Origin of the sequence: Shewanella sp. BC20 (assembly GCF_003129585.1) — a bacterium.
Taxonomy (GTDB): Bacteria; Pseudomonadota; Gammaproteobacteria; order Enterobacterales; family Shewanellaceae; genus Shewanella; species Shewanella seohaensis.
The window spans coordinates 51,806-77,798 of the sequence record NZ_NHRI01000008.1; the positions used below are offsets into that span (position 1 = coordinate 51,806).

24 protein-coding genes are annotated in these 25,993 nt (G+C 40.4%); all 24 read left to right on the forward strand.

The window, feature by feature from the left end:
* Positions 1 to 5: 5 nt before the first annotated feature.
* The 24 genes from CBX96_RS10055 to CBX96_RS10175 all read left to right on the forward strand — a co-directional run bounded on the left by CBX96_RS10055 (position 6) and on the right by CBX96_RS10175 (position 25,883).
* The gene (locus CBX96_RS10055; RefSeq protein WP_109286588.1) at positions 6 to 1,733 is read left to right on the forward strand and encodes an ATPase, T2SS/T4P/T4SS family; all 1,728 of its coding nucleotides are present in this window, start codon (positions 6 to 8) and stop codon (positions 1,731 to 1,733) included.
* Positions 1,726 to 2,577: a type II secretion system F family protein gene (locus CBX96_RS10060; RefSeq protein WP_109286589.1), complete on the forward strand. Its 852-nt coding sequence runs from the start codon at positions 1,726 to 1,728 to the stop codon at positions 2,575 to 2,577. Before CBX96_RS10055 ends, CBX96_RS10060 begins: the two co-directional genes overlap by 8 nt.
* A gap of 14 nt (positions 2,578 to 2,591) precedes the next feature.
* On the forward strand, positions 2,592 to 3,455 hold the full coding sequence (locus CBX96_RS10065) for a type II secretion system F family protein (protein WP_109286590.1): 864 nt from the start codon (positions 2,592 to 2,594) through the stop codon (positions 3,453 to 3,455).
* Entirely contained in the window at positions 3,445 to 3,801 is a 357-nt protein-coding gene (locus CBX96_RS10070; RefSeq protein WP_258294432.1) for a DUF192 domain-containing protein, read from the forward strand. Before CBX96_RS10065 ends, CBX96_RS10070 begins: the two co-directional genes overlap by 11 nt.
* A complete protein-coding gene (locus CBX96_RS10075) occupies positions 3,786 to 4,271 on the forward strand; it encodes a tetratricopeptide repeat protein (RefSeq protein ID WP_109286592.1) in 486 nt (161 codons plus the stop codon). The genes CBX96_RS10070 and CBX96_RS10075 overlap by 16 nt, the downstream gene beginning before the upstream one ends.
* Positions 4,268 to 4,951 (forward strand): TadE/TadG family type IV pilus assembly protein, encoded by a 684-nt coding sequence (locus tag CBX96_RS10080; RefSeq protein ID WP_258294433.1) that lies wholly within the window; start codon positions 4,268 to 4,270, stop codon positions 4,949 to 4,951. The genes CBX96_RS10075 and CBX96_RS10080 overlap by 4 nt, the downstream gene beginning before the upstream one ends.
* Before the next feature lie 70 nt (positions 4,952 to 5,021).
* The gene (locus CBX96_RS10090; protein ID WP_181382185.1) at positions 5,022 to 9,131 is read left to right on the forward strand and encodes a hypothetical protein; all 4,110 of its coding nucleotides are present in this window, start codon (positions 5,022 to 5,024) and stop codon (positions 9,129 to 9,131) included.
* A complete protein-coding gene (locus CBX96_RS10095; protein ID WP_109286595.1) occupies positions 9,119 to 9,550 on the forward strand; it encodes a hypothetical protein in 432 nt (143 codons plus the stop codon). The genes CBX96_RS10090 and CBX96_RS10095 overlap by 13 nt, the downstream gene beginning before the upstream one ends.
* A gap of 156 nt (positions 9,551 to 9,706) precedes the next feature.
* Positions 9,707 to 10,471, forward strand: a complete 765-nt coding sequence (locus CBX96_RS10100) for a hypothetical protein (RefSeq protein WP_109286596.1) — start codon at positions 9,707 to 9,709, stop codon at positions 10,469 to 10,471.
* Between the two features lie 390 nt (positions 10,472 to 10,861).
* Positions 10,862 to 12,811, forward strand: coding sequence for a hypothetical protein (locus tag CBX96_RS10105; protein ID WP_146194336.1), 1,950 nt, complete (start codon positions 10,862 to 10,864; stop codon positions 12,809 to 12,811).
* Positions 12,804 to 13,247: a hypothetical protein gene (locus CBX96_RS10110; RefSeq protein ID WP_023265420.1), complete on the forward strand. Its 444-nt coding sequence runs from the start codon at positions 12,804 to 12,806 to the stop codon at positions 13,245 to 13,247. Before CBX96_RS10105 ends, CBX96_RS10110 begins: the two co-directional genes overlap by 8 nt.
* Positions 13,248 to 13,396: 149 nt before the next feature.
* Complete coding sequence (locus CBX96_RS10115) at positions 13,397 to 14,086, forward strand: hypothetical protein (RefSeq protein ID WP_109286598.1); 690 nt, start codon at positions 13,397 to 13,399, stop codon at positions 14,084 to 14,086.
* Between the two features lie 245 nt (positions 14,087 to 14,331).
* Positions 14,332 to 14,724, forward strand: a complete 393-nt coding sequence (locus CBX96_RS10120; protein WP_146194337.1) for a hypothetical protein — start codon at positions 14,332 to 14,334, stop codon at positions 14,722 to 14,724.
* A gap of 23 nt (positions 14,725 to 14,747) precedes the next feature.
* Positions 14,748 to 14,984 carry a hypothetical protein gene (locus tag CBX96_RS10125; protein WP_109286600.1) on the forward strand — a complete coding sequence of 79 codons (237 nt, stop codon included), beginning with the start codon at positions 14,748 to 14,750 and terminating at the stop codon, positions 14,982 to 14,984.
* Between the two features lie 196 nt (positions 14,985 to 15,180).
* Positions 15,181 to 15,861: a hypothetical protein gene (locus CBX96_RS10130; protein WP_109286601.1), complete on the forward strand. Its 681-nt coding sequence runs from the start codon at positions 15,181 to 15,183 to the stop codon at positions 15,859 to 15,861.
* Between the two features lie 84 nt (positions 15,862 to 15,945).
* Complete coding sequence (locus CBX96_RS10135) at positions 15,946 to 16,452, forward strand: hypothetical protein (protein WP_109286602.1); 507 nt, start codon at positions 15,946 to 15,948, stop codon at positions 16,450 to 16,452.
* Between the two features lie 284 nt (positions 16,453 to 16,736).
* Positions 16,737 to 17,660: a hypothetical protein gene (locus CBX96_RS10140; RefSeq protein WP_109286603.1), complete on the forward strand. Its 924-nt coding sequence runs from the start codon at positions 16,737 to 16,739 to the stop codon at positions 17,658 to 17,660.
* Between the two features lie 61 nt (positions 17,661 to 17,721).
* A complete protein-coding gene (locus tag CBX96_RS10145) occupies positions 17,722 to 18,399 on the forward strand; it encodes a hypothetical protein (RefSeq protein WP_109286604.1) in 678 nt (225 codons plus the stop codon).
* A gap of 269 nt (positions 18,400 to 18,668) precedes the next feature.
* The gene (locus CBX96_RS10150; RefSeq protein WP_181382186.1) at positions 18,669 to 20,690 is read left to right on the forward strand and encodes an IPT/TIG domain-containing protein; all 2,022 of its coding nucleotides are present in this window, start codon (positions 18,669 to 18,671) and stop codon (positions 20,688 to 20,690) included.
* 47 nt (positions 20,691 to 20,737) lie between these two features.
* A complete protein-coding gene (locus CBX96_RS10155) occupies positions 20,738 to 21,211 on the forward strand; it encodes a hypothetical protein (protein ID WP_146194338.1) in 474 nt (157 codons plus the stop codon).
* 348 nt (positions 21,212 to 21,559) lie between these two features.
* Positions 21,560 to 22,051: a hypothetical protein gene (locus tag CBX96_RS10160; protein WP_109286607.1), complete on the forward strand. Its 492-nt coding sequence runs from the start codon at positions 21,560 to 21,562 to the stop codon at positions 22,049 to 22,051.
* A gap of 111 nt (positions 22,052 to 22,162) precedes the next feature.
* Positions 22,163 to 22,876 (forward strand): hypothetical protein, encoded by a 714-nt coding sequence (locus tag CBX96_RS10165; protein ID WP_109286608.1) that lies wholly within the window; start codon positions 22,163 to 22,165, stop codon positions 22,874 to 22,876.
* Positions 22,877 to 23,181: 305 nt separating this feature from the next.
* Positions 23,182 to 25,152, forward strand: a complete 1,971-nt coding sequence (locus CBX96_RS10170) for an IPT/TIG domain-containing protein (protein WP_109286609.1) — start codon at positions 23,182 to 23,184, stop codon at positions 25,150 to 25,152.
* Between the two features lie 224 nt (positions 25,153 to 25,376).
* Positions 25,377 to 25,883 (forward strand): hypothetical protein, encoded by a 507-nt coding sequence (locus CBX96_RS10175; protein ID WP_109286610.1) that lies wholly within the window; start codon positions 25,377 to 25,379, stop codon positions 25,881 to 25,883.
* The last annotated feature ends 110 nt before the right edge of the window (positions 25,884 to 25,993 follow it).

Here is a 25,993-nt window from a genome sequence, read left to right on the forward strand (position 1 = left end):
CAAGCATGTTTAGCGTCATCGTCAGCACAACCAAGGGGACCAAAGTAGGAGAATTCCAATGCATTCATTCCGAGTGTCAAATAGGAAAAGATCCTAGCCAACTCATTGTTCTCCGTGGACTTAAAATTTCTAAACATCATGCCACCTTAAGGCAAGATAGAGATGGTATTTTCATTGAAGATAATAAAAGCATTACGGGGCTTAGAGTTAACGACAAAAAATATAAATCCTATGGACCGATTACCACTAACGACACAATACAGGTAGGAGATTATCAACTAAGGGTACATACCAGCGATCCGCAATATGAGGCGCACTCAGCATCGCATGACGCCACCGCAAGCCACGTTCACGCCAGAATTAACATTCCTCACGAGCAGAGTGCACCAGCTTCAGTAACCACTCAGGCAGCAGTAGAGCAAACATCGGCAATCGACCATGAACTGGTTAACAAGATCAGGATTAGAAACGAATGGCGCCGTAAGGTACATACTGAACTACTCAAGCTGATGGATCTGCGTCGGGTGAACGTTAACGAGATGAGTGATACCGAATTACGCACTCAAAGTGAATCTCTCATCAACCAAATTATCGCCGATTTTAGATTACCCGCTGATATCGAAGTCAGTTCGTTAGTTAAAGAAGTCCTTGATGAAACAATAGGCTTAGGTCCATTAGAGGCATTGATTGCCGACCCTGACGTCAGCGAAATCATGGTGAATAGCCACGATCAAATCTTTTACGAAAAAGCAGGCAAGCTCTATTTGTCTGACATTGCCTTTTCCGATGACCAAGCCGTGCTGGGCGCAATTGAACGCATCGTAACCCCAATAGGAAGACGAATCGATGAAAGCTCTCCTATGGTGGATGCTCGTTTGAAAGATGGCTCCCGAGTCAACGCAGTTATTCCCCCTTTAGCCTTAAAAGGCCCCTGCATTACCATACGAAAATTTATGCAACGGCGCTTAAGCTGTGACGATCTCGTAAAATTTGGCTCAATGAACAGCGCTATGGCGAGTTTTCTCGAAATGGCGGTAAAGCAGAAGCGCAACATTGTTATCTCCGGCGGAACAGGCTCGGGAAAAACCACATTACTCAACGTACTATCAAACTTCATCCCAGATAACGAACGCATTGTTACTGTAGAAGATGCCGCCGAACTTCAACTGTATCAACCTAACTTAGTCTCGCTAGAAGCTCGCCCTCCGAACCAAGAAGGTAAAGGCGCGGTATTAATTCGAGATCTAGTCAAAAACTGCTTACGGATGCGCCCAGACAGAGTAGTGATCGGTGAGTGCCGCGGCGGCGAAGCGTTGGACATGTTGCAAGCAATGAATACAGGCCATGATGGTTCACTCACGACGGCTCACTCAAACTCACCAAGAGACTGTATCTCCCGCCTAGAGGTTATGGTCATGATGGCAGGGATGGATTTACCCGTGCTCGCTATCCGAGAACAGATTACTTCTGCGGTCAACATCATAGTTCAACAATCTCGCTTTTCCGATGGATCCAGACGTATCACCAGCATATGCGAAGTCACAGGCTTAGAAGGCTCGATAGTGCAACTATCAGAGATCTTTAAGTTTGAACAAACCGGATTTAATGAACAAGGGAAAGTCCAAGGCTACTACACCGCAACTGGCACTATGCCAGAGTTCTACGAGCAACTACGTCGACAAGGTGTAAAAGTCCAACTGGATATATTTGACAAGGAAACTCGATATGAATAGCGCATTCATTGCCGCAGCCCTCGTCTTTCTAGCTGTCACCCTCCTAGTATGGTCTTTGAAACATCTGTCGGAAAAACTCGGCCATAGATACCAAGAGACCTTTACGACATCTGCCAGAGCAAACCTGTTTGACATGTTCTTATTTATCGAACCTCGTCAATTATTTCTGCTCAACATGCTCACCCTTATATCGGTGCCGATACTGCTAAAAATCTTCTTAGGCTCTTGGGTAATTGGCATATTAATCAGCATTTTACTGGCTATAATCCCGCGATTTGCTTATCGGTTTCTCCATAAACGTCGCCGCCGAAAGTTTGTTCATCAACTGCCCGACGGACTTAACATGATCGCCTCATCGATGCAGTCAGGCTCTAACGTAAGTACCGCGATTGAATTTATGGCTGAAGAAATGGAAGCGCCCATACGCCAGGAGTTTCAACTATTCCTTCGGGAGCAGCGACTTGGGGTCGAGTTCAACCAAGCCTTAGATAACATGCTCAAGCGCATCCCAGAAGATGAGTTTCAATTGGTGGTCGCAGGGATGCAAATATCAAGGGAAGTTGGCGGAAATCTCGCAGAAGTATTACTCAGACTATCGGCAACCTTGAGACGTAAGATTGAAATGGAAGGGAAAATCGATGCGTTGACTTCGCAGGGAAAAATGCAGGGCGTTGTGATGACGCTCCTGCCAGTTTTCATCGGCATAGTGCTTTATCACATGGAGCCAGAATCCATGGGCAGAATCCTAACCGAACCAATGGGATGGGCACTTATCGCTCTTATCACAATCATGCTCATTAGCGGATACATGTCTATCCGCAAAATTGTCGCCATTGATGTATAAGGAGGCAATACAGCATGATCAATCTCATTATATGCGTCTTTACTCTCTCGGTGGTCTTTTTGGCCGTCAGTTGCATCCGCATTTACCGAAGAGTGCCTGCCGACAACCGCGAGTTTATGGATCCCCTATCACCCGGTCTCAAATTATTGTGGCCGCTCGTGCGCTTATTTGCGTTTTATATCAGTGAGAATCTTAGCGTAGATTACCTCGAGCGCGTCGCCAAAAAATTACAGTTATCTGGCCTGTCTTACATGATAACGGCAGAACAATATTTTGCGATTAGAATCATAAGCACACTATTTTCTGTTAGTTTGACCTTCATATGCTGCTTACTACTCGACAGTATGAGTATCAAGTACATCCTTCTTTCGGCTCTTTTGGGCTACTTTTTGCCAGTGTTGACACTCAACGATCTGCGTAAAAAGCGTCAAGGCCAAATTGTCAAAGCACTCCCTGTGTATCTCGACTACTTAACAATGTCGATTGAAGCTGGATTGAACATGACTGGCGCACTTAGCCAAGCCGTTGAACGTGGTCCAGCGGGGCCACTAAGAATTGAATTTGAAAAAGTTATCCGCGACATGCGTGCAGGCATGTCGCGCGCTCAATCATTCCGCAATATGGCTAATCGAATCCAAGTAACTGAAATCAATAGTCTAGTCAGCGCACTCGCCCAAGCGGAAAAAACGGGGGCAAGCCTTGGACACACGCTCAGAATTCAATCGGATCAACGGCGAGTAGAAAGATTTCAGCGAGCCGAGAAAAAAGCTTTAGAAGCACCAGTAAAACTCGTTTTTCCACTGATTGTGTTCATTTTCCCAGTCACATTTATGATTTTAGCCTTCCCAATCGCGATGAAGTTTATGTATGAGTTATAAAATGCCCCATGCCACACTAAAAACGGAAACTGGTGAAAATATTCATGTTTTTATCGCCGATACGCCATGGCTTCGTCTACGCGGCTTATTAGGACGACAGCAATTGACACCTGCGCAAGGCCTACTGATTTCACCTTGTAATTCTGTTCATACATTCGGCATGTCTTACCCATTGGACATTGTCTACTTGGATAAGCATGACATCGTCATCAAGATTGAGTCCCATCTCAAGCCCTATAGAGCCAGTGCGTGTTTAGGTGCCACTAAGGTACTTGAGCTTCTTGCTGGCACAACAACATTAAAAAACATCACCAAGGGAGCGGCTCTAACATGGCACCTAAACTGATCTTGTTACTTTGCTTTATGGGTCTTAGCAATCTCACAGGATGTGCCTCGACCACAGAGCAACAAGAAACGAAGAACAATACACAAATCGTGGCTATACAGGCTGAAGCTGAGCAAGCCTATAAAATGGCAATGTTAGACCAAGCAGAAAGTTTGTATTTAGAAGTACTCAACAGCGTCCCGAATTACGCCCCAGCATGGTTTAGATTGGGGAATATTTATACAAGAACAAGCCGCCATGACGCTGCAATAGAAGCCTATATGCGCTGTTTGCAACTCGAACCTGAAAACCAAAAAGCCTGGTACAACATAAGCTTAGTTAGGCTAAAACAAGCTACCCAAGTATTAGCTTCAGCAAAACGTCAGGGGGATAACAGCACTCCCGCTGGGCGACAAATCAATGCATTACTCGATGCCCTTAACAGTCTGCAGAGTAATGATCGCTCTCCAGAGCCACAGGAAGTGCAATGAAGTGGCTCAGACATAAACAACGAGGCCAGTCCATGGTTGAATTCAACCTTAGTCTGCCCTTCTTGATGCCTATCATACTGGTAGCAATGATGCTAATCGCTCAATGGGGATTTATCTATTCCGCCAAAAGCACATTAGACGCTGCCACGATAAAGGCCGTCCGTGCTGGAACCTTGTATAACGGCAATATAGTAGAGATCCGCAAAGGCTTAGCTGAAGGCATGATGCCACTCTATGCCCATGGCACTGATATGGCCGATATTATGAAAGCGGTTGTCATTGCAAAAGCCGCTACCGCAATCCAAAGCGAAATACGCATCTTAAGCCCTGACCGAGCAGTCTTTGATAAATTCAAAGTTAGGAGTAAATATCCCAATGGATACGTATATGAAATACCGAATAATAACTTGATGTATCGCAACCCAAAAGTTGTGAATATTAGCCAGGATCGAAACCTAAATATCCAAGATGCCAACTTATTACAAATTGAAGTTCGTTGGTGTCAAAAACTCATAGTGCCATTCGCCAACTATGTAATAAAAAGCATAGTGACTTCACCATTATATCAACCAAACAGCGACCAAATTGCCTGTAACGCAATAGGCCTAGCGACAGGTGATATATACCTCGCTTTGGTCTCACAAGGACTTATGCGTATGCAAAGCCCCTTTAGATATTAGCGCGACATCAAACCGATTATTTAACCAAAGATAAACTCAAACTAGGAAGATTGTTAAGGGAACTACGACAATGAAGTATAAATCGATTTGGCTGGCTATCCTCATCGCCAGCACGTTAAGTCTAAGTGGTTGTAACGAAGATCTACAGCCAGGTGAAGGAACTAATAAACCAACAGATCCTACTACACCAACCGATCCTACCGACCCAACGGATCCAACTGACCCAACAGATCCGAGTGATTTTGTCGGCACATGGGAAAATAAAGATGAAGATGGTGATGGGGTGCCAGATGAATTGGATGATTATCCGTTTAATAAAGACAAACATCATTTCTCAGTGGTTATTGAAAAAGAGTTCAATAATAACGTTGCACAAGCAACACTTGTCAATGAATTCCCATTCAGCGTAGAAGGAGCAATCAGTGACTCAATTGATATTGATGACTTTAAATTCAACATATCTCAGGAGCAAATAGAAAAAAATATTTCGATAAGTATAGTTCTATTTAAAGATGAGCCAAAATTTAATCCAAGAATGGCAATAATTACCGATAACGGAAATGTATTACAAACTCAGTCAATTGCTATAAAATACTCCGGCAGAATTGGTGATGCTATTATGTTTAGACCTACCATCGCTGGAAATTATAATTTGAGTATATCCGATAAAAATGGGAATAATGACTCAAGTTTCACATATAATGCCTTAGCATTTGTGGATAATGATAGGGATGGAGTAGATGATATAAAAGAGCAAGCTCTTGGCATGGATTCTACACGTCAAGATGCCGATAATGATCAGATCTTGGATGGTAATGAGTACCATGTATTCAAGAGTCGTACTGAACGTGATTTAGATGTGGATAATGATAATATACCAAACTGGTTAGATGATGACAGTGATGGCGATACAATTTCAGATCTGATTGAGACAGCAAGAAACTCGGATGGGGACAGATATCCTGACTTTGTAGATATTGACAGTGATGGAAACGGTATCCTAGATAGTAATGATTTCGATAATGCTATAGGCTTTATGCAAGATACTGATAGCGATGGAATTCCTGATTATACGGATATGGATGATGACGGAGATCTGTTACTTGATACTTTAGATTCCTCACCAAAAGAACCATTAATAACATCAGAAAACTCTCTACTGAATGGTGTGGTGTATCATATTTATGGTAATAGTTATGCCATGAACAAAATGATGCCTAAGGGAGCTATAACTATATCTGGTAAAAATCTTTCTGGTAGTTTGATGTATATTGTATTAAATAAACTAAATGACGATGGGAAACCAGTAAATATAAGAGTATCAGCCAAAAATAACGATACTATAGAAGTTGTCGTTCCAGATTATGCTAGCACAAATCTAGGAGGGGAAGAAGTTAGCCTATTCATGATAATTGACGGAAAAAAAACCAACTCAATTAAAGTATGGTTAATGGATAAAAAAACCCCTATTTTATATGATATTTCACCCAAATCAGCCAAACCGGGAGAGTTAATATCAATTAATGGCGATAAACTCTTTCAAGGTACTCAAGCAATTCTAGGAAATAGTAGTATACAATTGGAGGTTTTAGGACCAAACAATGCACAATTTACTTTGCCAGAAGATTCAACATCTGGAAATTTAGCCCTTTCAAACCAGTATGGTACAAGCGAAACTTTTTGGCTTAATGTTACCCGAACAATACCTGTGACGGTGAGTATTCCTGAACAATACAACGCATTAAATGGGCCATTCAAGTTATCCTTTTCGGATAAAACATATACAAATCTGAATGATATCTCTGGAATAATGTATCAGATTCAACAAACTGGACCGGATACCATTATTATTTCTAACGCAAACAACACTAGAGTTTTGAGCACTATTATATTTCCTAATGATGAAAAAGTTTTATTTAATCTGGAAAGCACAATACAAGCAATTGCACTAACTGGATTTATACAAGACAAACCCAGTGAAGAAGTAAAAAGAATATTAGATCTACTTCCAAAGATTAATAGTTACAATACATTAATTGACTATATAAAAAAAGGCATAGATAAGGATATAGAAGGAACTATGTCAGTAACTAATATGCAATTAGCAGTGCTTATATATGATATACAACAGGAAATTAACAGCCAACTTTCTGTAAAGCCTAAGCTTTTATCTAAAGATCATCAAATTCAACCGTCTTCTTCTAATGATGAACAACGCCCGGCTATTACTCCAACCGAGTCTCAAGATGGTATCAAAGTAGAACCAACACGAGGTGGGCTTTCAGACTTATTTGATTATGATGGTTTCACTGAACTCCAAAACTCCACTCAAATGTACCTGAGTACTGCTGTATATAGAATTGATAATAACTTGAACGTAAACACAGCTCCAGCAGTCGGATTAGACCCAAATGATAATAAAAAAGAAAAAATATATGAGCATATAACATCTATGGTAGATAGAGATATGATATCTCCTGTTGATTATGCAGCATTTTCAATTTCTTTCTGGTCTAAAGATACAAACTTAGATGTCTGTCGATTTGAAGATTGTCTTATTGAAGTCATTACTCCAGGTCCAAGTGGTGAGCCAATAACAGAACTAAAAAAGAAGGAGGTTGCTAAACAGCTTTTTATAAGAAACCTCATCGACAGAGTAATATGGCCAACTTTTAAAACGATTTCAGGCTTAGTTTCCTATGCCACATCAACAGATCAAAACAAACAAGGAATTACACTTGATGGCTATGTAAAAAACCCAAGTAAACCGGATATGGTTATCCATATTACTGACATCTTTATCTCAGTAATGCCTAATGTTATAGACTCAGTTTCTGATGCTTATTCGGATGGAGAAATAACACCTGACGAAGAAAAAGATATCATAAATGAAGTTAAAAAAATAATGGATGCAGAACTAGAAGCATTCCAATCATTAAAATTGGGACCAGTTTTTACTGCAATTTATTCTTATGCAGGCTACGATATGGCTGCACTACTGAAAGATATTAGGAATAAGGTGATTGCTAAAATTGCTGAAAGCTTCATTCCATATTATGGAATAAGTGCAAGAGCCATTGAGGGCTTAGAACTTCTAAGCACAGGAATGAATGTTGGTGAAGCTTGGTATAATTTATTAACATTAAATCAGAAATACGAATATAGAGTTACTTGGGGGTTGCGCCTTCTACAGCTGGATCCTGGAATCATTTCCTTGGATGAGCAAATAGTGAAGTTAAAAATAACTGGTATTGGCATTTGCCCTGTAAAAAGTGTGTGGGGAGAACCTATATATCCGGTAATCACATTTACTGATAAATCGACCGGTGAGAAAATGGAATTAATTATTAAGAATATGGGTGAACTTTATGACTCATATATGGTAAACAATACTTGTACTGAGGCCAGCATTTATGTTCCACCTACGCTTTTAGACAAGGTTACCAAAGATTCACAAGTAACAGTTGAATTTGACCTTGAAGGTGAGATCGCAAACAGTGAAGCGCAGAATAGTACTCCTCCATATCTAACTTTTGGGACGGGGCTGAAATTGGATAAACTCTCGCCACAACCGGTTTATACAGGCAGTTCCCTCAGCATATCCGGCATAGGATTTTCAGATCAACTTATTGATAATAAGGTATATTTTACCAATAGACATGGAGATAGGATATTAGTTGATGTCGATAGCGCGACACAATCACAGCTTACTGTTACAGTCCCTCAAGATGCAGTATCAGGGAAAGTATACGTTGTAGTGGACAACAATGAAGCCGCAGCAAATATTCAAATCAACACAACAAAGATGATTTTTACATTTGGTGATAACGGTAATCAGACAGATGACAGTTTCCAAATACTTATAAACGGTATAACTGTAGATGAGTCGACAGCTGGTGAGCGAAAGCGGACAAAAGAGGTATCATTGACATCAAGTGAGGTAAAATTGGAATTGAAAGGCATTACGGTTCCCGATTCTAGAGCAACCTATTATGTGTGCTTTTCAAATAATGTGAAGGTGCTGAGCGGGCAAACCTCTGCCAAAGTTGATTTTAATCCTGGGGAGCAATTTTCCACCATTTTAACGATGAAAGTGGATTCTGCAGAGCCTTCTTCTCCGGTAGATTGCAACTATTTTGATCCCATCACCAATAAGGTAAAAATTTTATGGCAAGAATAACAATGAAAAATATTACAGTCATGGCACTTTTCTTTCCATTGACCGCCACAACAGCTGAAAATCGATTTGAATTTCATGCCACAGATAATCTAGACCCTGTGTTTTTGGAGCAATGTAAGGCATTTAGAAACGCATTAGATAATGGCAATTTGGAGACAATTAAATCCTTTACTGACCCAGACTTTTATGCCCACCCAGGGTTAACCACCGCTTTACGCAAATTGGTTCAAGGATACAGGAAAGAGGTAGGCAAGCCTGGTTACCAGCAAACAAGTTTTTCCCTAGCTAAGCTAGCCAATCCTGACAGAGCCCATGTAAGAATTCTTTATGAGTTTGACGCAGGAAAGGGACATGGAAATTCAGGATGCACTTTTAAGCGTATTAAAGGGAAATCATGGGGTATTATGCCAGGTAGCTAAAGGTTAATTGTCGCCAATTTTATTCGTCACTAATGTTCGAGTCCGTCCCTAGCATTATCCATTAGTTCTAGGGGCAGACTTATGTTTGAAGCCCCTAAAAAATTGAACTTATTGACAATAATATTATTCAGTTGAATTAGTTTAATGGAGAAAAAAGTGCAGGAACAATCGCTTTCAAACGTTAAATCAGATATTCCCTTGAATTATTCTCCTGATAAAGTAGAACGCTTAGACCAAGAGAGTCTAGCTCGGTTTAAAGATATCCAACTACCTTTTTTCAAAGAGAAAATCCTCCGACTATTTCCATGTAATCTCTGGCAAATGCCTTTACCTGTCGCTAAACAGCAGCGCGCCTTAATCCCGACTTATACAGCTTTAGGATTGACTCTGCTTATTCTATATTCCACTCAGAATTGGATCGCCTCACTAGTAATAATCACTCTTGGCTTTTGCGCTACAATACTTTATCGACACCGTATCGCCTACAGACAATTCTTTCCCATGGGGTACGGAAAGGCTATTATTAAAATTGATGAAAACAAGATTTCATTACCCGGAATATATTTTGAGAATAATATGCCTCAAGATATAGATAAAAGTAAAATCAGAAACATTATTGTCTACTGGAATTGGTGTAAGGCGCTTAATAATATCTCGTACCATAATTACTATTCTGGTTATATTTTCTTATTGGATTTAGAACTGGAAAATGCTCAGCATATTCTACTCCCAGGCACATCATTCGATTGTAATAGATTTATGGAAACATTGTTTCAACTCGGCTACGAAACACAACTGCTAAGAGTAGAAAAGAGGCCAATGTTATGGAGGTTTATTTTGATAATTTCAGTAGCTTTTTATCTTTTATGGATAACGGTATTGGGATTTTATAAAATATTCAGTGGCGACCATTTATTTTAATTACATACATTTGTAAAAATTACAATTCTCATCTGTTAGCTGTCGTGAATGATATGTTAATTCTCAACAAGAAAGGGAAAAAACTTGCCGATGTCTGGGGCGTCTCACAGGTAACAAATGTTACGTATCTATTGACGAAAAATGGTGCTGAAAAATTAGCCTATAAACTACCTGATAAGCATAACTTTGCGATCCACAGTTGGTTAACGCAATTTATCCGAGACTCATCCAACCCAATCTAAAATAAGTTAATACTTTAGCGTGATTGAGGCGATGGGTTGTACAGGCAAAAATAGCTGACTAAAAAAACGACAGAATGACACTGACATTGATGTCAATCACTTAATCACTCTCTTCGCCAAGAGCCGCTTCATCACAAGGACGTTTATTTTGCCATCTGCCCACTCAGCTCGGATCCTATCCTTAATCGCCCTTTTAGCCATGCCGCTATTTACACAAGCAACAACTGTCACGCCCACAGAACACCATGGCACATGGGAAAATAAAGATGAAGATGGTGATGGCGTACACGACGAATTGGACGATTATCCGTTTGATGCTAAAAAGCAAAGTTACAGCACGACTACTGAATCCTCATTCAACGACAATCCATCGGTAGCCACTGTGGTTTCAGATTCATTTCCTTTCAAATTGCAGGGTGTCTTAGAAGAAAGGGGAGATGGGGATGTTTATCAATTCCAAATTGATCAATCTCAGGTGAATGCTGCTCTTCCCGTCACTTTTGTTTTATTTATGAATGATTTCAGTTATAAGCCAACAATCAGTATATTGGATGAAACTGGGCGAGCAATATTCGAAATAAAAAACAATACAGAGGCAATCGGAAAGATCGGTGCGATAGCAACTGTATCATTTGAAAGAACTGGGGTTTATTACGTTGCAGTAGCGGAACAAAATCTTGCTGGGGGAGCCAATGCAACATACTCAGTAAAAGCATTCATTGATACTGATTATGATGGTTTACCTGCTGAGCTTGAAAACGCATTAGCTATGGATGCATCTAACCCCGACAGTGATGGAGATGGGGTTTACGATGGTAACGAAGTCTATGTTCAAGCCTTTGGTGCATTACAACTTGACTTGGATAATGACAATATTCCCAATTGGCTTGATAGTGACTCTGACAATGATGGATTACTTGATAATTTAGAAAAACTTACAGATTTAGATCTAGATGGTGTAGGTGCATTCGCTGATACAGATTCGGATGGAAATGCCATAGCTGATAGCAAAGAAGCTGTGGATATAGCTAATCCATTAGATTCTGATGGTGATGGTATCTACGACTTTTTGGATCTTGATGATGATTCAGATGGCTTGCTTGATATAAATGATATTGAGAGGCTCTCAAAACTATCATTAACTGAACAATTCCAGGTTTTTGCTTTAAGATTTGATGACAAGCTTGGGGTGACAATGACTGATAGAGCTCTCCCTGGAGAAAGAGTATATATTCAAGGCCAAAATATTCCTGTTTCAGATTCATTCTTGGTAATAAAAGGTCAATCAAAACTTTATAACATTAAACTATCTGATGTCGCAGAAAGTGGATTCTCATTTTATTTACCTGACAACATTCTTGATGAAGCTGAATATGAATACTATTTAGCTAGTGGCAGTGTTAAAAGCAACTCTAGATATTTCACTGTTTCATCTCCTCTAACTCCAGTTATAAAAGATTTGGAGGATTCTTCTCTGAAAGCTGGAGACATTATAAAGATCTTTGGAAGAAACCTACAGCCAGGCATGACAGTGCATTTGGGGGATATTGTAGTTTCTCCTGATTCGGTTGTTGATGGTGAGGCAACAATAACAGTCCCTGCGAATGCAGTTTCTGGCTTTCTATACGTAGAGTCACTGCAACTAATCAGTAATAAGATTTATTTTGATATCGAGGAAACTATTACCCTTAAATCAGATAGCATTGAAAATATAATCGGTTATTCAGAGGTATATGTAAAAGATAACAATGGGAAAAGTTATTTTCGCTTAACACAAAATAGTGTGAATGTAGATATAAATAAAAATGATATCAGCTATAACGAACTGTATATTAAAAATTCAAATGATTATATTCCCACTTCCACTGTTGCTATTTTCATGGAGGAAAAGTCTGTCGAAATTAATGCTGAGAGACTGGCACTATCGAACATTTTGTTGATACCATTAATTAGTAAGATGGCGGCATCAGATCCTGACTTTATTGAAATGATTAAGTCTTACAGGATAAAAGTGGTTAAAGGGGTGAATCCCAAAATTACAAATTGTGCCTATGTTAATGCCACAACGAATCAAGCAAGGATGTTACAACATGAATAATAGATTATTGACGCTGTTTTTATTGCTCACGTCTGGTTTCGCCAATGCCTCAGCCCCGACACAGGATTTCAGCCAAGAGCCTTTAGTACAACGTTGTATGGGAATGTTAGACATATATAGAGATGAAGATTTTGATGCCTATGTAGCGGCATTTCCTGAACCTTGGCTGGGTATTTTTGGCGAGAAGGTGTTGAAAAATGAATTGTCCGCAAGGCACCAGAAATATATGAACACCTATCAGGGAAAGCCGGCCTCCATCGTTATTGAAGGAATAGACCCAGTGGAGCCGACCAAGATTGAAAAGGAACGTCTTGGTGCCGTGGAAGGAAAAGAAGTGTCAATTGAAATATCAAATGAGCGTGATACCAGTAGTTCAACCAGCTGCAAGTTCTTGCGGATTGGTGAGAACTGGTATTTTAGAGAGCTGAGACTCTGATAGTCGAGGATATCTGAGCTTAGATTGCGTATCGACAAATGAAAAAGGGGCGCAAGCCCCTTTTCCATTAATGATCTCAGATTGTCATACAATCAAATGCCAGTTCACGGCTGGCGATATAAGTTACACAAGAGGAAGGAACAGCAGGGATGAACTCATTGAAGTACATGCTCAATGACCTCAAATGGTTTGATATCAGCTTTAAAAGCAAGTTTTTCAGGATCCGTCTGGAAGATGAATTCAGGTTGCCGGTTTCACTTGGGTTTACGGCACTGCCACTCAGGCAGGAGCTGTTATTATTATCCTCTGCCATTCCCGTTCTCCTTCTGGGACTTGTACTGAGCCGTGTCGGTTCTGTTGCCGTATTGATTGCGGCCGGAGGCATTACACTGATTTGGTTGCTGACATATTTGAGCTGGCGCAAGCGCTGGGTGTGGCGTCAGTTGTCCATCAATAAGGCGGAGCTCGATGCTAATACACAGTTAATTTTCAATCGCCACTGTATCAGGTTGCCCCAACATATCTGCGGCGGCAACAGCACTATACCTAGAGTTGAGATTGAAAAAATCACTTTCCATTGGGTTAGTTATTTCAGTGAAATGCAAAAGCGCAATCGGGTCCATGGTGTGACGATTAACTTGCACAACGGCAAGCATTACCAGCTTTCCGGTATGGCCTACCCCCATAGAAGCTTGCTCTATCTGGCAATATTTTTTGATTATCCCGTGGAGCTTATCGAGCAGCCACCCCCAAGGGAACGGCTGGTTATTATGGTTATCGCCTTGGCGGTCATCACATCGTTATTCAATCTAGTTATGATTGCAGCCCACTGGCATTGACCTTGAGCCCGCAGATAAAGCTATAAATGTCTGATTCGGCATTTGGGTTAATACTTAGGTGCTATTGTGATGACGGCAGCTTAAGGGAAAAATAGCGGGACAACATTCCGCTATAACATTGATGTTGAATGCTTTAAATCATAAGGATATGTATGCCGCGTTTTTTTCCCGTTGCCATATTTACACTCGTATTATCCATTCTCACCTTGATGGCTTCATCGGTGGTAACAGCGGCAGAGGGCACAATGTCAGCCCCACGGAACGATGGATTATTTCAAGGTACGGCCGATGCGAGTGAGGCCAATCTCACCGCCCTGTGTGACAGTTATATGCGCGAGGGTCTCATTCATAACGATGTCACCCTCTACCTCAAACTGCTGCCGCCTGAGGCGGCAGAATATGAGGCGGATATCCGCAGAGGTATTGCCCGATCTTTCGAGAAGAAGTTCAAGGGACTGACCGAGCCAAGCTATCAGATATTGGAAGTAGGCCCGATGGAACAGGGAGAATATAAAGGTAAAGCAACCCGATCCATAAAACTGAAATATCAGGGGCGAGGCGTCAAAGGAGATAGACGAAGTCGCTGCTATTTTAAACAGCACGAGAATGGTCGTTGGTACCTGGGTCAGCATCCCTGACCCTTACCGCAAGAAGGCGTCCCATGGGCGCCTTTGACTTTATGGCTGATGACGGTATTGCAACTTACTATATAGAATTTGCAGGTGATGTTATTAGTGTCAGCGGAGATGAGTTATCTGGACGAGATTTATGCCCTAATACACATAAGACGTATCAGCTAACGGTTAAAAGTGGCTCTAATGTTGTCAGCAAAAGTACATCTAAGCTTTCAGTACCATTAGTATTACTGAATGAGTCTGCAACTGAGCCAACAGAGTGACCTACGACTGGTAATTAATTTAACTCGCCCAGAAAGGGGCGCAGTTTTATGTATTAAACGCTTATTCGCATGATGTGGCATACTTTAACCGCTGTTTACTTATTGTCGTTTTATCTCTGCGATGGTCAGGTCAGTGTAAAACAATTATGAGAATAAAGAATGAATTTATAGAAATAACAAATAATTAGAAGTAAATATGGCTAAAAAAATAGAGTTAGATGATAAATCTTGGTTTTATAACCTGAACATTAAAGGGATGCGTAACTTTAATGCACAGAGTGATGTGAGTTTATATGTCGCTAATATAGCTTACCCTCTGCCTTTCGGTATTTCGCTGTCATTGCTTATTTTTATGGTCGGTTTGACTGTGTTACCTCTTAACTTCCCTAATACTGAGCTTGCTCGTGCATTAGTATTAATCAACGTGGGATTATTACCTGTCTATTTAATAGGGCGGTATTGGCTGGTGAGGCGGCATTACGGTATTAGCGGGACATTACGTTGCTATGTGAGCCAGCAGCGTCTAGCCATTCCAGCTAATGCAATAATCAAAAAAACATTGGGAACGTTGGAGTTACAACGCGATGACATTGCGCGCCTCACGGTAAAGTATAAATCTCAAATGCATCGTCTACATGTGCGCAATCATATTACCGCGTGTGATATTAAGCTAAAAAACGGTGAAGTCATTACCCTTAATGCGATGTATTTCCCGCTTAAGCAGATTGTTTATCTGCTGCGTTTTTTTGACTATCCAATGACAACGCAGCACGGCAATTGGTCATGGACTTTTTTGCCTAATATAATAGCCCTCACATTTCCTGTTTTAACCAATGTCGTTGTCACAGGCATGCTAGTGAAACACTATTTTTTCTAGTGTATATTCACCTGATTACATATATGATTGATTGTGAATTTTTAAGAGTTAGTAAAGCAATAACGTAAAATTAAAAGGATGTTTATGTACAAATTGATCGCTATTATTTCATTTCTACTTATATCGACGCCTTCAATGGGTTCTCCTGATGATGAAGATTTAATTCAGTGGTTGGCAGCAGCAAAAAAAATTGATCAGTCAGTGCCGAATGCATTGTGTAAAGCGTCAGTCGATGTTGTTAGAAATCAAGATGTAAACTTATTCAGAAAGGTGTTTGCTGCAATACCAGCAACGGATGAGCAAGTAAAAGTATATTTATCTGAGTTACATGACAAATATTTTAAAACATCATATTTAGGTATCGATAATTATCAAATAGATGAAAATGAGGCGTTAGCGTTTGAAGATGCTAAAAACTCTAGCAGCAGTTTAGTTAGTGAAAACGCTAAGCAGCGTGGACATGACTTAGAGTTGTGGGTTACATACCGTTTCGACACGATATCACCAAAGACTAACAAGGCTATACAAGGGTTTGGAACTTGCAAACTAGCCTATTTACAAAACCAGTGGAAGGTTATTACGTTATTGTAGGTAATCATATGATACCAGATTATGCTAATTGCTGATTATCGCGAGATTAATATGGCCATATGTGGACGCTCCCGGTGAGTGAAGGCACTCACTATTAAAATAATCAAGTATTGACTTAGGTCTGTCGCACCGAAGCACTGGCCTCTTTCTATTTGGTTACAAAGGGCCTTATAGCCATTAGGCTATTTATTCATTACGTTAGCCATTGGTTTACCTCTTAAGTAATAATACCTCTGCTATGCCAGTTTTGATAAAATACGCCTCACTTAGATTTTTTGTACGGTATGGAATTGATAAAAAAGGATTTTAATATCAAACAACAATCACTGCAGCTGGTACTTTTAATCGCACTCAGTCTAGGCTTAAGCGCCTGTGGCGGCGAGTTGGAACCCAGCGAGGGTGGCACGCCACCGATACCTCCAACAACCGATCCCCTAACACCACCCACCACAGTTCCTGTGGAACACCATGGCACTTGGGAAAATAAAGATGAAGATGGTGATGGCGCGCCCGACGAATTGGATGATTATCCGTTTGATTCAAGCAGAAATAAATATCCAGTATTTATAGAGCAGGAACCGAATGACAACCCATCAGTGGCCACACCAATCGAAATAGATCAAGGGGTCATAGTACGAGGGGTTATAAGCTCTGAATTGGACAAAGGAGATCTGTTTAAGTTTGTAACAACCGAGCTTAAACAATACACAGCTGTCTTCAAAACGTCATCAGCTCGATTTAAACCACAAGTGTATATTTCAAATGAAGATGGTCTTGTTATTAATGACATCTTTTTATATCAATACACAAAACCGAATATTTACGTAGTAAACTTTCCAATATATGACCCGGGTACATATCAATTAAGTTTAATTGATGAAAACTTTTCAGGTGGGCCAGATCTTTCCTACGAAATTGTATTTTTTAACGATACTGATGTTGATTCATTTGATGATATGAAAGAACGAGCTGTGGATTCTGACCTGCTAGAAAATGATATGGACAAGGATAAAATTTTAGATGGACTCGAGTTTATCTTCGGCACTATTAATAAAAGTATAGATATTGATAATGACTCTATTCCAAATTGGTTGGATTCTGACTCTGATGGCGATGGATTTAGCGATAAATTTGAGGGAAGTAATGATTTAGATAATGACGCCATTCCAAATTTTTTAGATCGAGATGCTGATGGCAATGGTACATGATTAAATCTGCTCAAATAGCGGCAATCACTAGCTCCCTCAATTTAAAAGGAACCTGACAAGCATGGAAAAGCTAACCCTTGACGACACCCCCTGGTTTGGCACCACCGATTTCAAAGGGAAAAATCAACTCACTAGCGACAGTGACATTCGCCTTAAGTCATCAAGGCTACTCTACCCACTTCCCTTGCCTTTAGAGATGCTCTTTTTCATTGGGCCGCTGGCATTGGCCATCTTACCCTTTATCAATCCCCAACTAATGCTCCCTGAAATCTGGTTGGCGCTGAGTATAGGTACCATCTTGGGTAGTCTGATGCTCAAAAAGCTATTCATCGATAGCATTTATGGTCGGGTGAAAGAGCATGTCTGTCAGATTAACGCCAAACGACTCAATATCCCCGGCAGTCATCTTATCGAGACCAAAGCTGGCCCGATAGAAATTCAGCGACAAGACATAAAGCAAATCTGCGTTCGATTTTGGCCCAGCACGCGCGACCTGCGCACCACCTATGATGTCTGTGAGCTAATCATCACGCTGCAATCGGACAAATCAATCAGCTTAAAGAGCCTCTACTTTCCGATTAAGCCTCTGCTTTACCTGCTGGTCTACTTCGACTATCCAATCACGCTGCAAAAGCGTCGACATTCATTAACCATTGTCGCCCGCAGCATATTCGTCGCTTTTCCCTTAGTCGCCTTAGTGGCGGTAACAGGCTTGCTGTTTAAAGAGTATTTTCTGTAGATTTAACAGAAACCAAATCGACTAATGACTCTACTATAAAGTTACGCTATTTAGCGTTATGCCCACCAACTTAGGTAGGGATTTGGCAAGATGAATAAGCATTGTTGAACAATGGCTTATTCTAGTTGTTAAGTTAATACTTTAGCGTGATTGAGGAGATGGACTCTAGACGCAAAAATAACTGACGAACAAACAGGTAAACAGGTCTAGTTGTCAATCACTTAATCACTCTTTTCGCCAAGAGCCGCTTCATCACAAGGATGTTTATTTTGCGACTGCCTCACTCTGCCCGCGCTCTATCCTTAATTACCTTTCTAGCCCTGCCGCTATTTACACAAGCAACAACGGTTGCTCCCTTAGAAAACCAAGGCACTTGGGAAAATAAAGATGAAGATGGTGATGGGGTACCAGATGAGTTGGATGATTATCCGTTTGATGCAGGAAAAACATCTTTTGAAATATTCGAAGAGTCCGAAGAAAATAACCTTATTTCAAGTGCAGATATTACCTCTCAGATTCCGCTTAGGATTCATGGTGTCTTACCCAATAGCGGCGATACTGATGTATTTAAAATTGAGATACCAAATAGTGTTATCGAATCAGGATCTCGTCTCAGCTTCATCATAAAAGGGAAAGGGCGTAATTTCTTCCCTACAGCTAATCTATTTGACGCTAATGGCAATGCCTTGGGTACTACTAGGCCAAGCGATTTTACTGCAACTGGATACTTAAAGTATCATTTTATCTATCAGCCAAGGGTATCTGGCTGTGTTTACTTAAGTGTTTCATCAACTTCTCAGGACACACCATCAGACTACGTAGCTGAAGTCTTTATTGATTCAGATTCTGATGGTGTTAGTGATCAATTAGAAGCTTCGCTTGGTGCAGACAAAAACAAAAAAGATACTGATGGGGATGGAATTAACGATGCCATAGAAATATTTGTCCCTGATATTAATGACACGCTGCTTATCGATATCGATCAAGACGGTATTCCCAACTTCATGGATGACGACTCTGATGCCGATGGGCTGAAGGATACTTCAGAAACAGGAACAGACTTAGATGGCGATATGCTCGGAAACTTTGCTGACTTGGATGCTGATGGGAATGGTATTTTTGACTATGCTGAAGCCATAGAACCGTTACGGCCTATTGATACGGATTTGGATGGCGTAGCTGATTATTTGGATCTGGATGATGACTCAGACAACATCTTAGATATATATGACGCACAACGAACAGTAGCGATTATTCCTTCAGCATTCAACAACCCAAATCGCCTGTCTATCACTGCAGCAAAGACAAAAGTAAGTGAATCCTATTCGCTATATAAACAAGGACTGAGAGGCTACAGTTTAGATGTAACAGGTAACTTCACACCCAATCAAAGGTATATTTTAATCATTGAGCTTGAGGATGAAATATACAACATCAACATAAATGCGACAAACGCAGGTGTAATTTCCGCGACCATTCCTCAGTCCACAAAGATTAAATTTGGCAATAAAGAGGCAACAATTTCTATTTATGATCTAATCGACAATATCTCTAATGGTTATTCGCTAACGGTATTGGATCCACAAGTACCAATTATCAGCAGTCTTGGTGGAGACACCTATACTTCAGGTGATAGGATCAGTATTAAAGGTTGGAACTTTACTCCGGCGACGAAAGCATGGATCGGGGGCAGACAACATCAACTGAAAGAATTAGTCTCAAGTAATGAGGTTATTTTTGCTCTGCCAAATGTTTTGGAGCAGCAAACGATTCAGCTTGAAAACGGATGGGGGAAAGGAAATGAATTCTCTTTGAACATTGCAAATAAGTTTAGTGCCATACTGGATGTACCATCAACAATTTACAGTTCAATTCCTGAGATATTTTATATCGATGCCAGCGGCAATTTCTCTGAATTTTCAAAGATTTCAATAAACAAAGTATTAGCTCCTGCTCTATCAAATCCTGAGTTAATCTTATATATAAACAGAAACGGTAAATACATAAAATTTTTACGTTCTATATTCCAAGTGAACTCTCAATCAGATAACCAAATAGTCAGCATCGACAGTACCATCCATGCTTGGTCAAAAGCATACGGTTTTAGTGGAAACATATCTGAACTTAAAAACAGTCCTAAATACTCAGAAACTTATGATTTTCTTCTAAAGAAATTAGAAAATAATATTTATTATTTTGGTTTCGAAAGCGCTTCCGAATTAGATGAGTACACAAATAAAATCATTCACCTAACCGGCTTTCAAAATAATAAAGATAAAAAAATTAACTAAAACTTTATATCAGATAAAATATTCAAATCGAATACGGTAGGAGATAAATGATGCGAATTCTCATGTTAATGGCCTTATTACTGGCCTCACTAGGCTGGCCAACCGCTGTAACAGCGGCAGAGGGCGCAATGTTAGCCCCACGGAGCGATGGATTATTTCAAGGCACGGCCGATGCGAGCGAGGCCAATCTCACCGCCCTATGTGAGAGCTATATGCGCGAGGGTTTCATTCATAACGATGTCACCCTTTACCTCAAACTGCTGCCGCCTGAAGCGGCAGAATATGAGGCGGATATCCGCAAAGGTATTGCCCGATCTTTCGAGAAGAAGTTCAAGGGACTGACCGAGCCAAGCTATCAGATATTGGAAGTAGGTCCGATGGAACAGGGAGAATATAAAGGTAAAGCTACCCGATCCATAAAACTGAAATATCAGGGGCGAGGCGTAAAAGGAGATAGACGAAGCCGCTGTTTTTTTGAGCAGCATGAGAATAGTCGTTGGTACCTGGGTCAGCATCCCTGACCCTTACCGCAACAAGGCGTCCCATGGGCGCCTTTGACTTTAAGGCTGATGACGGTATTGCAACTTACTATATACAATTTACAAGGTGATGTTATTAGTGTCAGCGGAGATGAGTTATCTGGACGAGATTTATGTCCTAATACACATAAGTTGTATCAAATTACAGTAGAGAGTGGCGCCGTAGCAACAAAATCACCCAAGCAGGCTCTACAGTTCCTATGATGTTGCAACAAGAAAGTGTCGAAGATACAACCGAGTGCCCAGTTACTACAAACTAAACAAAAGCGCCCTTATGGGCGCTTTTTTTGATATCATTCAATTAACATATTTTATTAATAAGGAAGTTAAATGCTAAAACAATTTTTTTCAGCTTCGATAATGCTGGTATCTAGCAATACTATTGCCACTGAATATGATTTGCTTCCACCGCCAGCAGAGCTTGATATTTCAGTACCGCAAGCTAACTGCTTAAAAGCCGTTGATGTAGTAAAAAACCAAGATGTTGCACTTTTCAAAGAAATTTTTTACCCGATTTCGGTAACGGATGTGCAAATCGCACAACATCTAAAAATAACACATGATAAATACTACACAAAAAATCATTTCGGGATAAAGAATTTTAATTTAGCCGAGTATGCTAATTATTATTTCGAAGATGCTAAAAATTCAAAAAATAATACAGTAAGCTCTGAAGCAAAACGTCGAGATCATAACATTCAACTCTGGATAGGTTACCATTTTGACTCAATTAACCCCCAAACCAATAAAGAAGAAGGGAGTTCAGGTCATTGTCGCTTCGCCTTAGTGGAAGATAATTGGTATCTGCTTAACTTGTTATAAAGCGTTAAATTGCGAACAACTATATTGACTCTGTTTAGCCTCAGTTTAGACTCACAATATTAAATATGGCATTGCAGTAATCCATTGGATTGCTGCAGCAAAGGCGAGAGTATGCAAGAAAAGTTAACTATTAATGACAAATCTTGGTTTGAAACAACTCATTTTAAAGGAATGGAAAACCTTAGCACCACTAGCGATATGTCATTTAAAGTGGTTTCTTTTTTCTATCCCCTGTCTATGCCTAAGCAGTTACTGCTGTCTTTGGGCTTGCTATTAATGGGCTTATTGCCTTTTATCACCCCTGGTGCAATTGCGTTATTCCCACAGTTCCCAACAGTGCCACTGACACTTGTTATTATCAATATGTGCCTAGTCCCTGGGCATTTTATAATCAGACATTACTTAATCAAGCGACAATACAAATTGAATGGTACGCAACAGATACACATCAATAACGACAGAATTTCATTACCTGTCAACAGTCTAGTAAATGAGCCAAATGGTCAATTGGAGCTAGCAAAAACAGATATCAGCGGTATAGATATTGTGTATTGGGTGCAAACCAACAAGGGGGTAACCACTCGTACCATTTACGAAACCCATATCTGCCTAGTATCAGGTAAGTCACTAAAGCTAGACGTCCTTCATTACCCACTGAAACATATGTTTTATTTAATGGTATATTTTGACTACCCAGTCAAAATTATTCAACGACATTGCTCTGCTAAATATATTTTTAAAATCGTGCTTTTAGCATTCCCTGTAGTGGTTCATTTCGCGCTAACAGCCCTTATGGTAATACAGGTCTCTCATCTAAAACTGTAGGTCAATATCTCGATATGACACTAATGCTGGGGCTGAATTATAGCTTCGATTTTTCGAGGTCAATTGGAAGGTGGCGAATAGGAAACGTCAGCTGTACGCAGTTTGAAACTGCGTATAAATGGTATGTCTAAGACGGCCAGCCGTTTTAATCAAACTACATCAAACACAAGTTAATACTTTAGCGTGATTGAGGAGATGGACTCTAGACGCAAAAATAACTGACTAAAAAACGACAGACTGACATTGATGTCAATCACTTAATCACTCTCTTCGCCAAGAGCCGCTTCATCACAAGGATGTTTATTTTGCGACTACCCCACTCAGCCCTTGCGCTATCCTTAATCACCTTTTTAGCTCTGCCGCTATTTACACAAGCAACAACTGTCACGCCCACAGAACACCATGGCACTTGGGCAAACAAAGATGAAGATGGCGATGGCGTGCCCGACGAACTAGATGATTATCCGTTTGATAAATATAAAAGTCAGTACGCCTTAGTTACTGAAGAAGAGTTCAATAATAATCAAGATGTTGCAATTCATGTCCAACGAATCCCATCGCGTATTTCTGGGGTTATACAACAAGTCAATGATCTCGATTTTTACCAGATAAAACTAGAGGCAGGCAAATCAGTCACGTTTTTATTATCTTCCCCAAGTCATGATTTCTCACCAGGTATGGCAGTGTTAGATAGCGAGGGACTAGCTATCCTTGCATGGGCACCAAACTATCAGCCTGTCGGAAAATATAAGCGCGCAATCCAAGTAAAACCGAGGACATCAGGCGTTTATTATCTGGTAATCAATGACAAACTTTTCCGCGGCAGGCCTGATTTTAACTATAAGATAGCGGCATTTTTTGATAATGACGTAGATGCCATTGATGACGCAATAGAACCTGCCTTCGGTTTTGAAGCTTATTCTCAGGATACTGATAATGATGGTATTTATGACGGGGAAGAGTTCTATGTATTAAAATCTGACAATCTGATGCTGCATGACGTCGATGGAGATGGCTTACCCAACTGGCTCGATGATGATACTGATGCAGATGGAATAAAAGATGGCTTGGAGGGTGCGACTGACTTAGATAATGACGGATTAGCAGCGTTTGCTGACCTTGATGCCGATGGAAACTCGGTATTGGATGCCATGGAAGTAGGTAAGAATAGTCAATCTCCACTCAATTTTGATGGTGATGCACTGGCTGATTTCATCGATCTCGATGACGACGATGATCTTATTTTAGATGTCAATGATATAGAACCTCATTCACGAGTAAGATCTGCGGCCTACCCATCTGAAAATTATAAAGAAATTAGAACTATCTATTATCTACATGATGGACAGACTCCAATAAAAGACGTTTTAATTGCGAATAAAAAACATCGAATATTGGGTGATGGCCTGAGTGACGGTTTACTTGTATTTGCCCGTAAGTCTGGTGAACCAATTAATATGCCAGTCAAAGTCAATCAAGATGCAAGTGTGGATTTCATTTTGCCAGAGGACGCAACCCAAATGTATTTTGTTGCCTCAAATCTAATCAGCGCCAATGGTATTGATATCCTTTATCGTAATGAAAATATCCCCATAATACTCGAGCAAACAACTCTCCGTACTAAACCAGGCAGTGAAATATTACTGAAAGGCAGCCGCTTTAATGAACAGACTAAAGTGGTTTTCCTTGGACAGGAAATTGCGCCCCGCTCAATCAACCCAAGTGAATTAGTTTTTGATATTCCCAATAGCGCTGTTTCGGGAGAATTATATGTCAAAAATACCTACGGCAAGAGCAATACCCTTAATGTACAAGTAGGTAGCTCAGTGTTACTAAAAATAGCCTCTGATGTATCTCTCAACGCGTCGACCTTATCAGCGCTATCAATGGGCGGTGATAATGAAGATGCTCTCTTTTTTAGTGTTCAAAAAGAGTTACTACTACCAGTCTCCAACAGAGGGTACGATCAAATATTGGTGTTCTTAGGCGATCAACAAATACTTAATGCCGTCTATTATGGTCAGTCTGAAATCACTGTTGATTATGCAACTACAGCGGTATCACGTGCTTGGCAATTTGGCGGCATTAAAAGCACAACGTTCATCCCTGACTATCAATCATTCTTTGTACAAACCCAATCTCTACCCGAAGTTAAACAACTCGAAGAGTATATTCGTAGCCACATCACACAGCCCGAAACGTTTAATCAACCGCCTTTTTTTCAGAGGGTCTCGGCGGCAGGCGATGCAGTGAACAGATTACTCAATACGTTATAGCGAGATAACTACCAGAAATAACGAGATACCCATTATAACCATGACGCACTCGCAAGCTGATGCAGTAACGCGATGCGATTATTCTCAATGACAGAAATACCTCCCCCTGTTTGTAACAGCACAGCGATGACAAGCAGAGAAGAAATAGCGTATTTCTTACGAAATATAAGTCAGCAATACGGGTCTCAACCCTGTGGCATAACACTCTTGATATTGGAACTCATATGAAATTACAGAAACTCTGCCTATTTAAACTTGGTAAACCTATATCTCTACTGCTAGGGCTTGCAGCGATATTCCCCATGTACGCCACTGGTTCAGAGTTACCTGCTGAATTAATTGCCGAGCTTAAACCCCGCTGTGACAAAATGATGCAGGATATTCGCGATAACAAAATGGATGACATGATTAAAGAGTTTCATCCCATGTTACAGACATGGAATGAGGGTAAGTTAGCGAAGAAGATGGCCATGCTTAGCATCAATGGTTATAAAAATGAAATGTTCGGTCAAATTCCATTAGATAAAATCGTATTCTCCGAGCAAGAATCCAGTTTTCGAGACCCAAGTAAAGATAACATAGGGCAATATCCCGATATGACAAACATGGCAGATTTGCATTATAACTTTTACTTTGTGAGACCTGATGGCAGAAAACAAAAAGGAAGCGTGAACTGCGTTCTGTTTGAAGCTGCTGGTAAATGGTATTTCGAAGATAATCTCCCGTTTTAACCAAACGGTACCTAACACAAGTTAATACTTTAGCGTGATTGAGGAGATGGACTCTAGACGCAAAAATGGCTAACGAAAAACGTCAGCCATTATATTTGTCAGTCTCGCGA

Bases quoted from the DNA above. Each gene is read 5' to 3' on its own strand.
- CBX96_RS10125 (WP_109286600.1), top strand. From the start codon at position 14,748: ATGGGCGCCTTTGACTTTATGGCTGATGACGGTATTGCAACTTACTAT.
- CBX96_RS10070 (WP_258294432.1), top strand. From the start codon at position 3,445: ATGAGTTATAAAATGCCCCATGCCACACTAAAAACGGAAACTGGTGAA.
- CBX96_RS10060 (WP_109286589.1), top strand. From the start codon at position 1,726: ATGAATAGCGCATTCATTGCCGCAGCCCTCGTCTTTCTAGCTGTCACC.
- CBX96_RS10175 (WP_109286610.1), top strand. From the start codon at position 25,377: ATGAAATTACAGAAACTCTGCCTATTTAAACTTGGTAAACCTATATCT.
- CBX96_RS10075 (WP_109286592.1), top strand. From the start codon at position 3,786: ATGGCACCTAAACTGATCTTGTTACTTTGCTTTATGGGTCTTAGCAAT.
- CBX96_RS10095 (WP_109286595.1), top strand. From the start codon at position 9,119: ATGGCAAGAATAACAATGAAAAATATTACAGTCATGGCACTTTTCTTT.
- CBX96_RS10120 (WP_146194337.1), top strand. From the start codon at position 14,332: ATGTCAGCCCCACGGAACGATGGATTATTTCAAGGTACGGCCGATGCG.
- CBX96_RS10055 (WP_109286588.1), top strand. From the start codon at position 6: ATGTTTAGCGTCATCGTCAGCACAACCAAGGGGACCAAAGTAGGAGAA.
- CBX96_RS10110 (WP_023265420.1), top strand. From the start codon at position 12,804: ATGAATAATAGATTATTGACGCTGTTTTTATTGCTCACGTCTGGTTTC.
- CBX96_RS10135 (WP_109286602.1), top strand. From the start codon at position 15,946: ATGTACAAATTGATCGCTATTATTTCATTTCTACTTATATCGACGCCT.
- CBX96_RS10130 (WP_109286601.1), top strand. From the start codon at position 15,181: ATGGCTAAAAAAATAGAGTTAGATGATAAATCTTGGTTTTATAACCTG.
- CBX96_RS10155 (WP_146194338.1), top strand. From the start codon at position 20,738: ATGATGCGAATTCTCATGTTAATGGCCTTATTACTGGCCTCACTAGGC.
- CBX96_RS10115 (WP_109286598.1), top strand. From the start codon at position 13,397: ATGAACTCATTGAAGTACATGCTCAATGACCTCAAATGGTTTGATATC.
- CBX96_RS10065 (WP_109286590.1), top strand. From the start codon at position 2,592: ATGATCAATCTCATTATATGCGTCTTTACTCTCTCGGTGGTCTTTTTG.
- CBX96_RS10090 (WP_181382185.1), top strand. From the start codon at position 5,022: ATGAAGTATAAATCGATTTGGCTGGCTATCCTCATCGCCAGCACGTTA.
- CBX96_RS10145 (WP_109286604.1), top strand. From the start codon at position 17,722: ATGGAAAAGCTAACCCTTGACGACACCCCCTGGTTTGGCACCACCGAT.
- CBX96_RS10140 (WP_109286603.1), top strand. From the start codon at position 16,737: ATGGAATTGATAAAAAAGGATTTTAATATCAAACAACAATCACTGCAG.
- CBX96_RS10080 (WP_258294433.1), top strand. From the start codon at position 4,268: ATGAAGTGGCTCAGACATAAACAACGAGGCCAGTCCATGGTTGAATTC.
- CBX96_RS10160 (WP_109286607.1), top strand. From the start codon at position 21,560: ATGCTAAAACAATTTTTTTCAGCTTCGATAATGCTGGTATCTAGCAAT.
- CBX96_RS10165 (WP_109286608.1), top strand. From the start codon at position 22,163: ATGCAAGAAAAGTTAACTATTAATGACAAATCTTGGTTTGAAACAACT.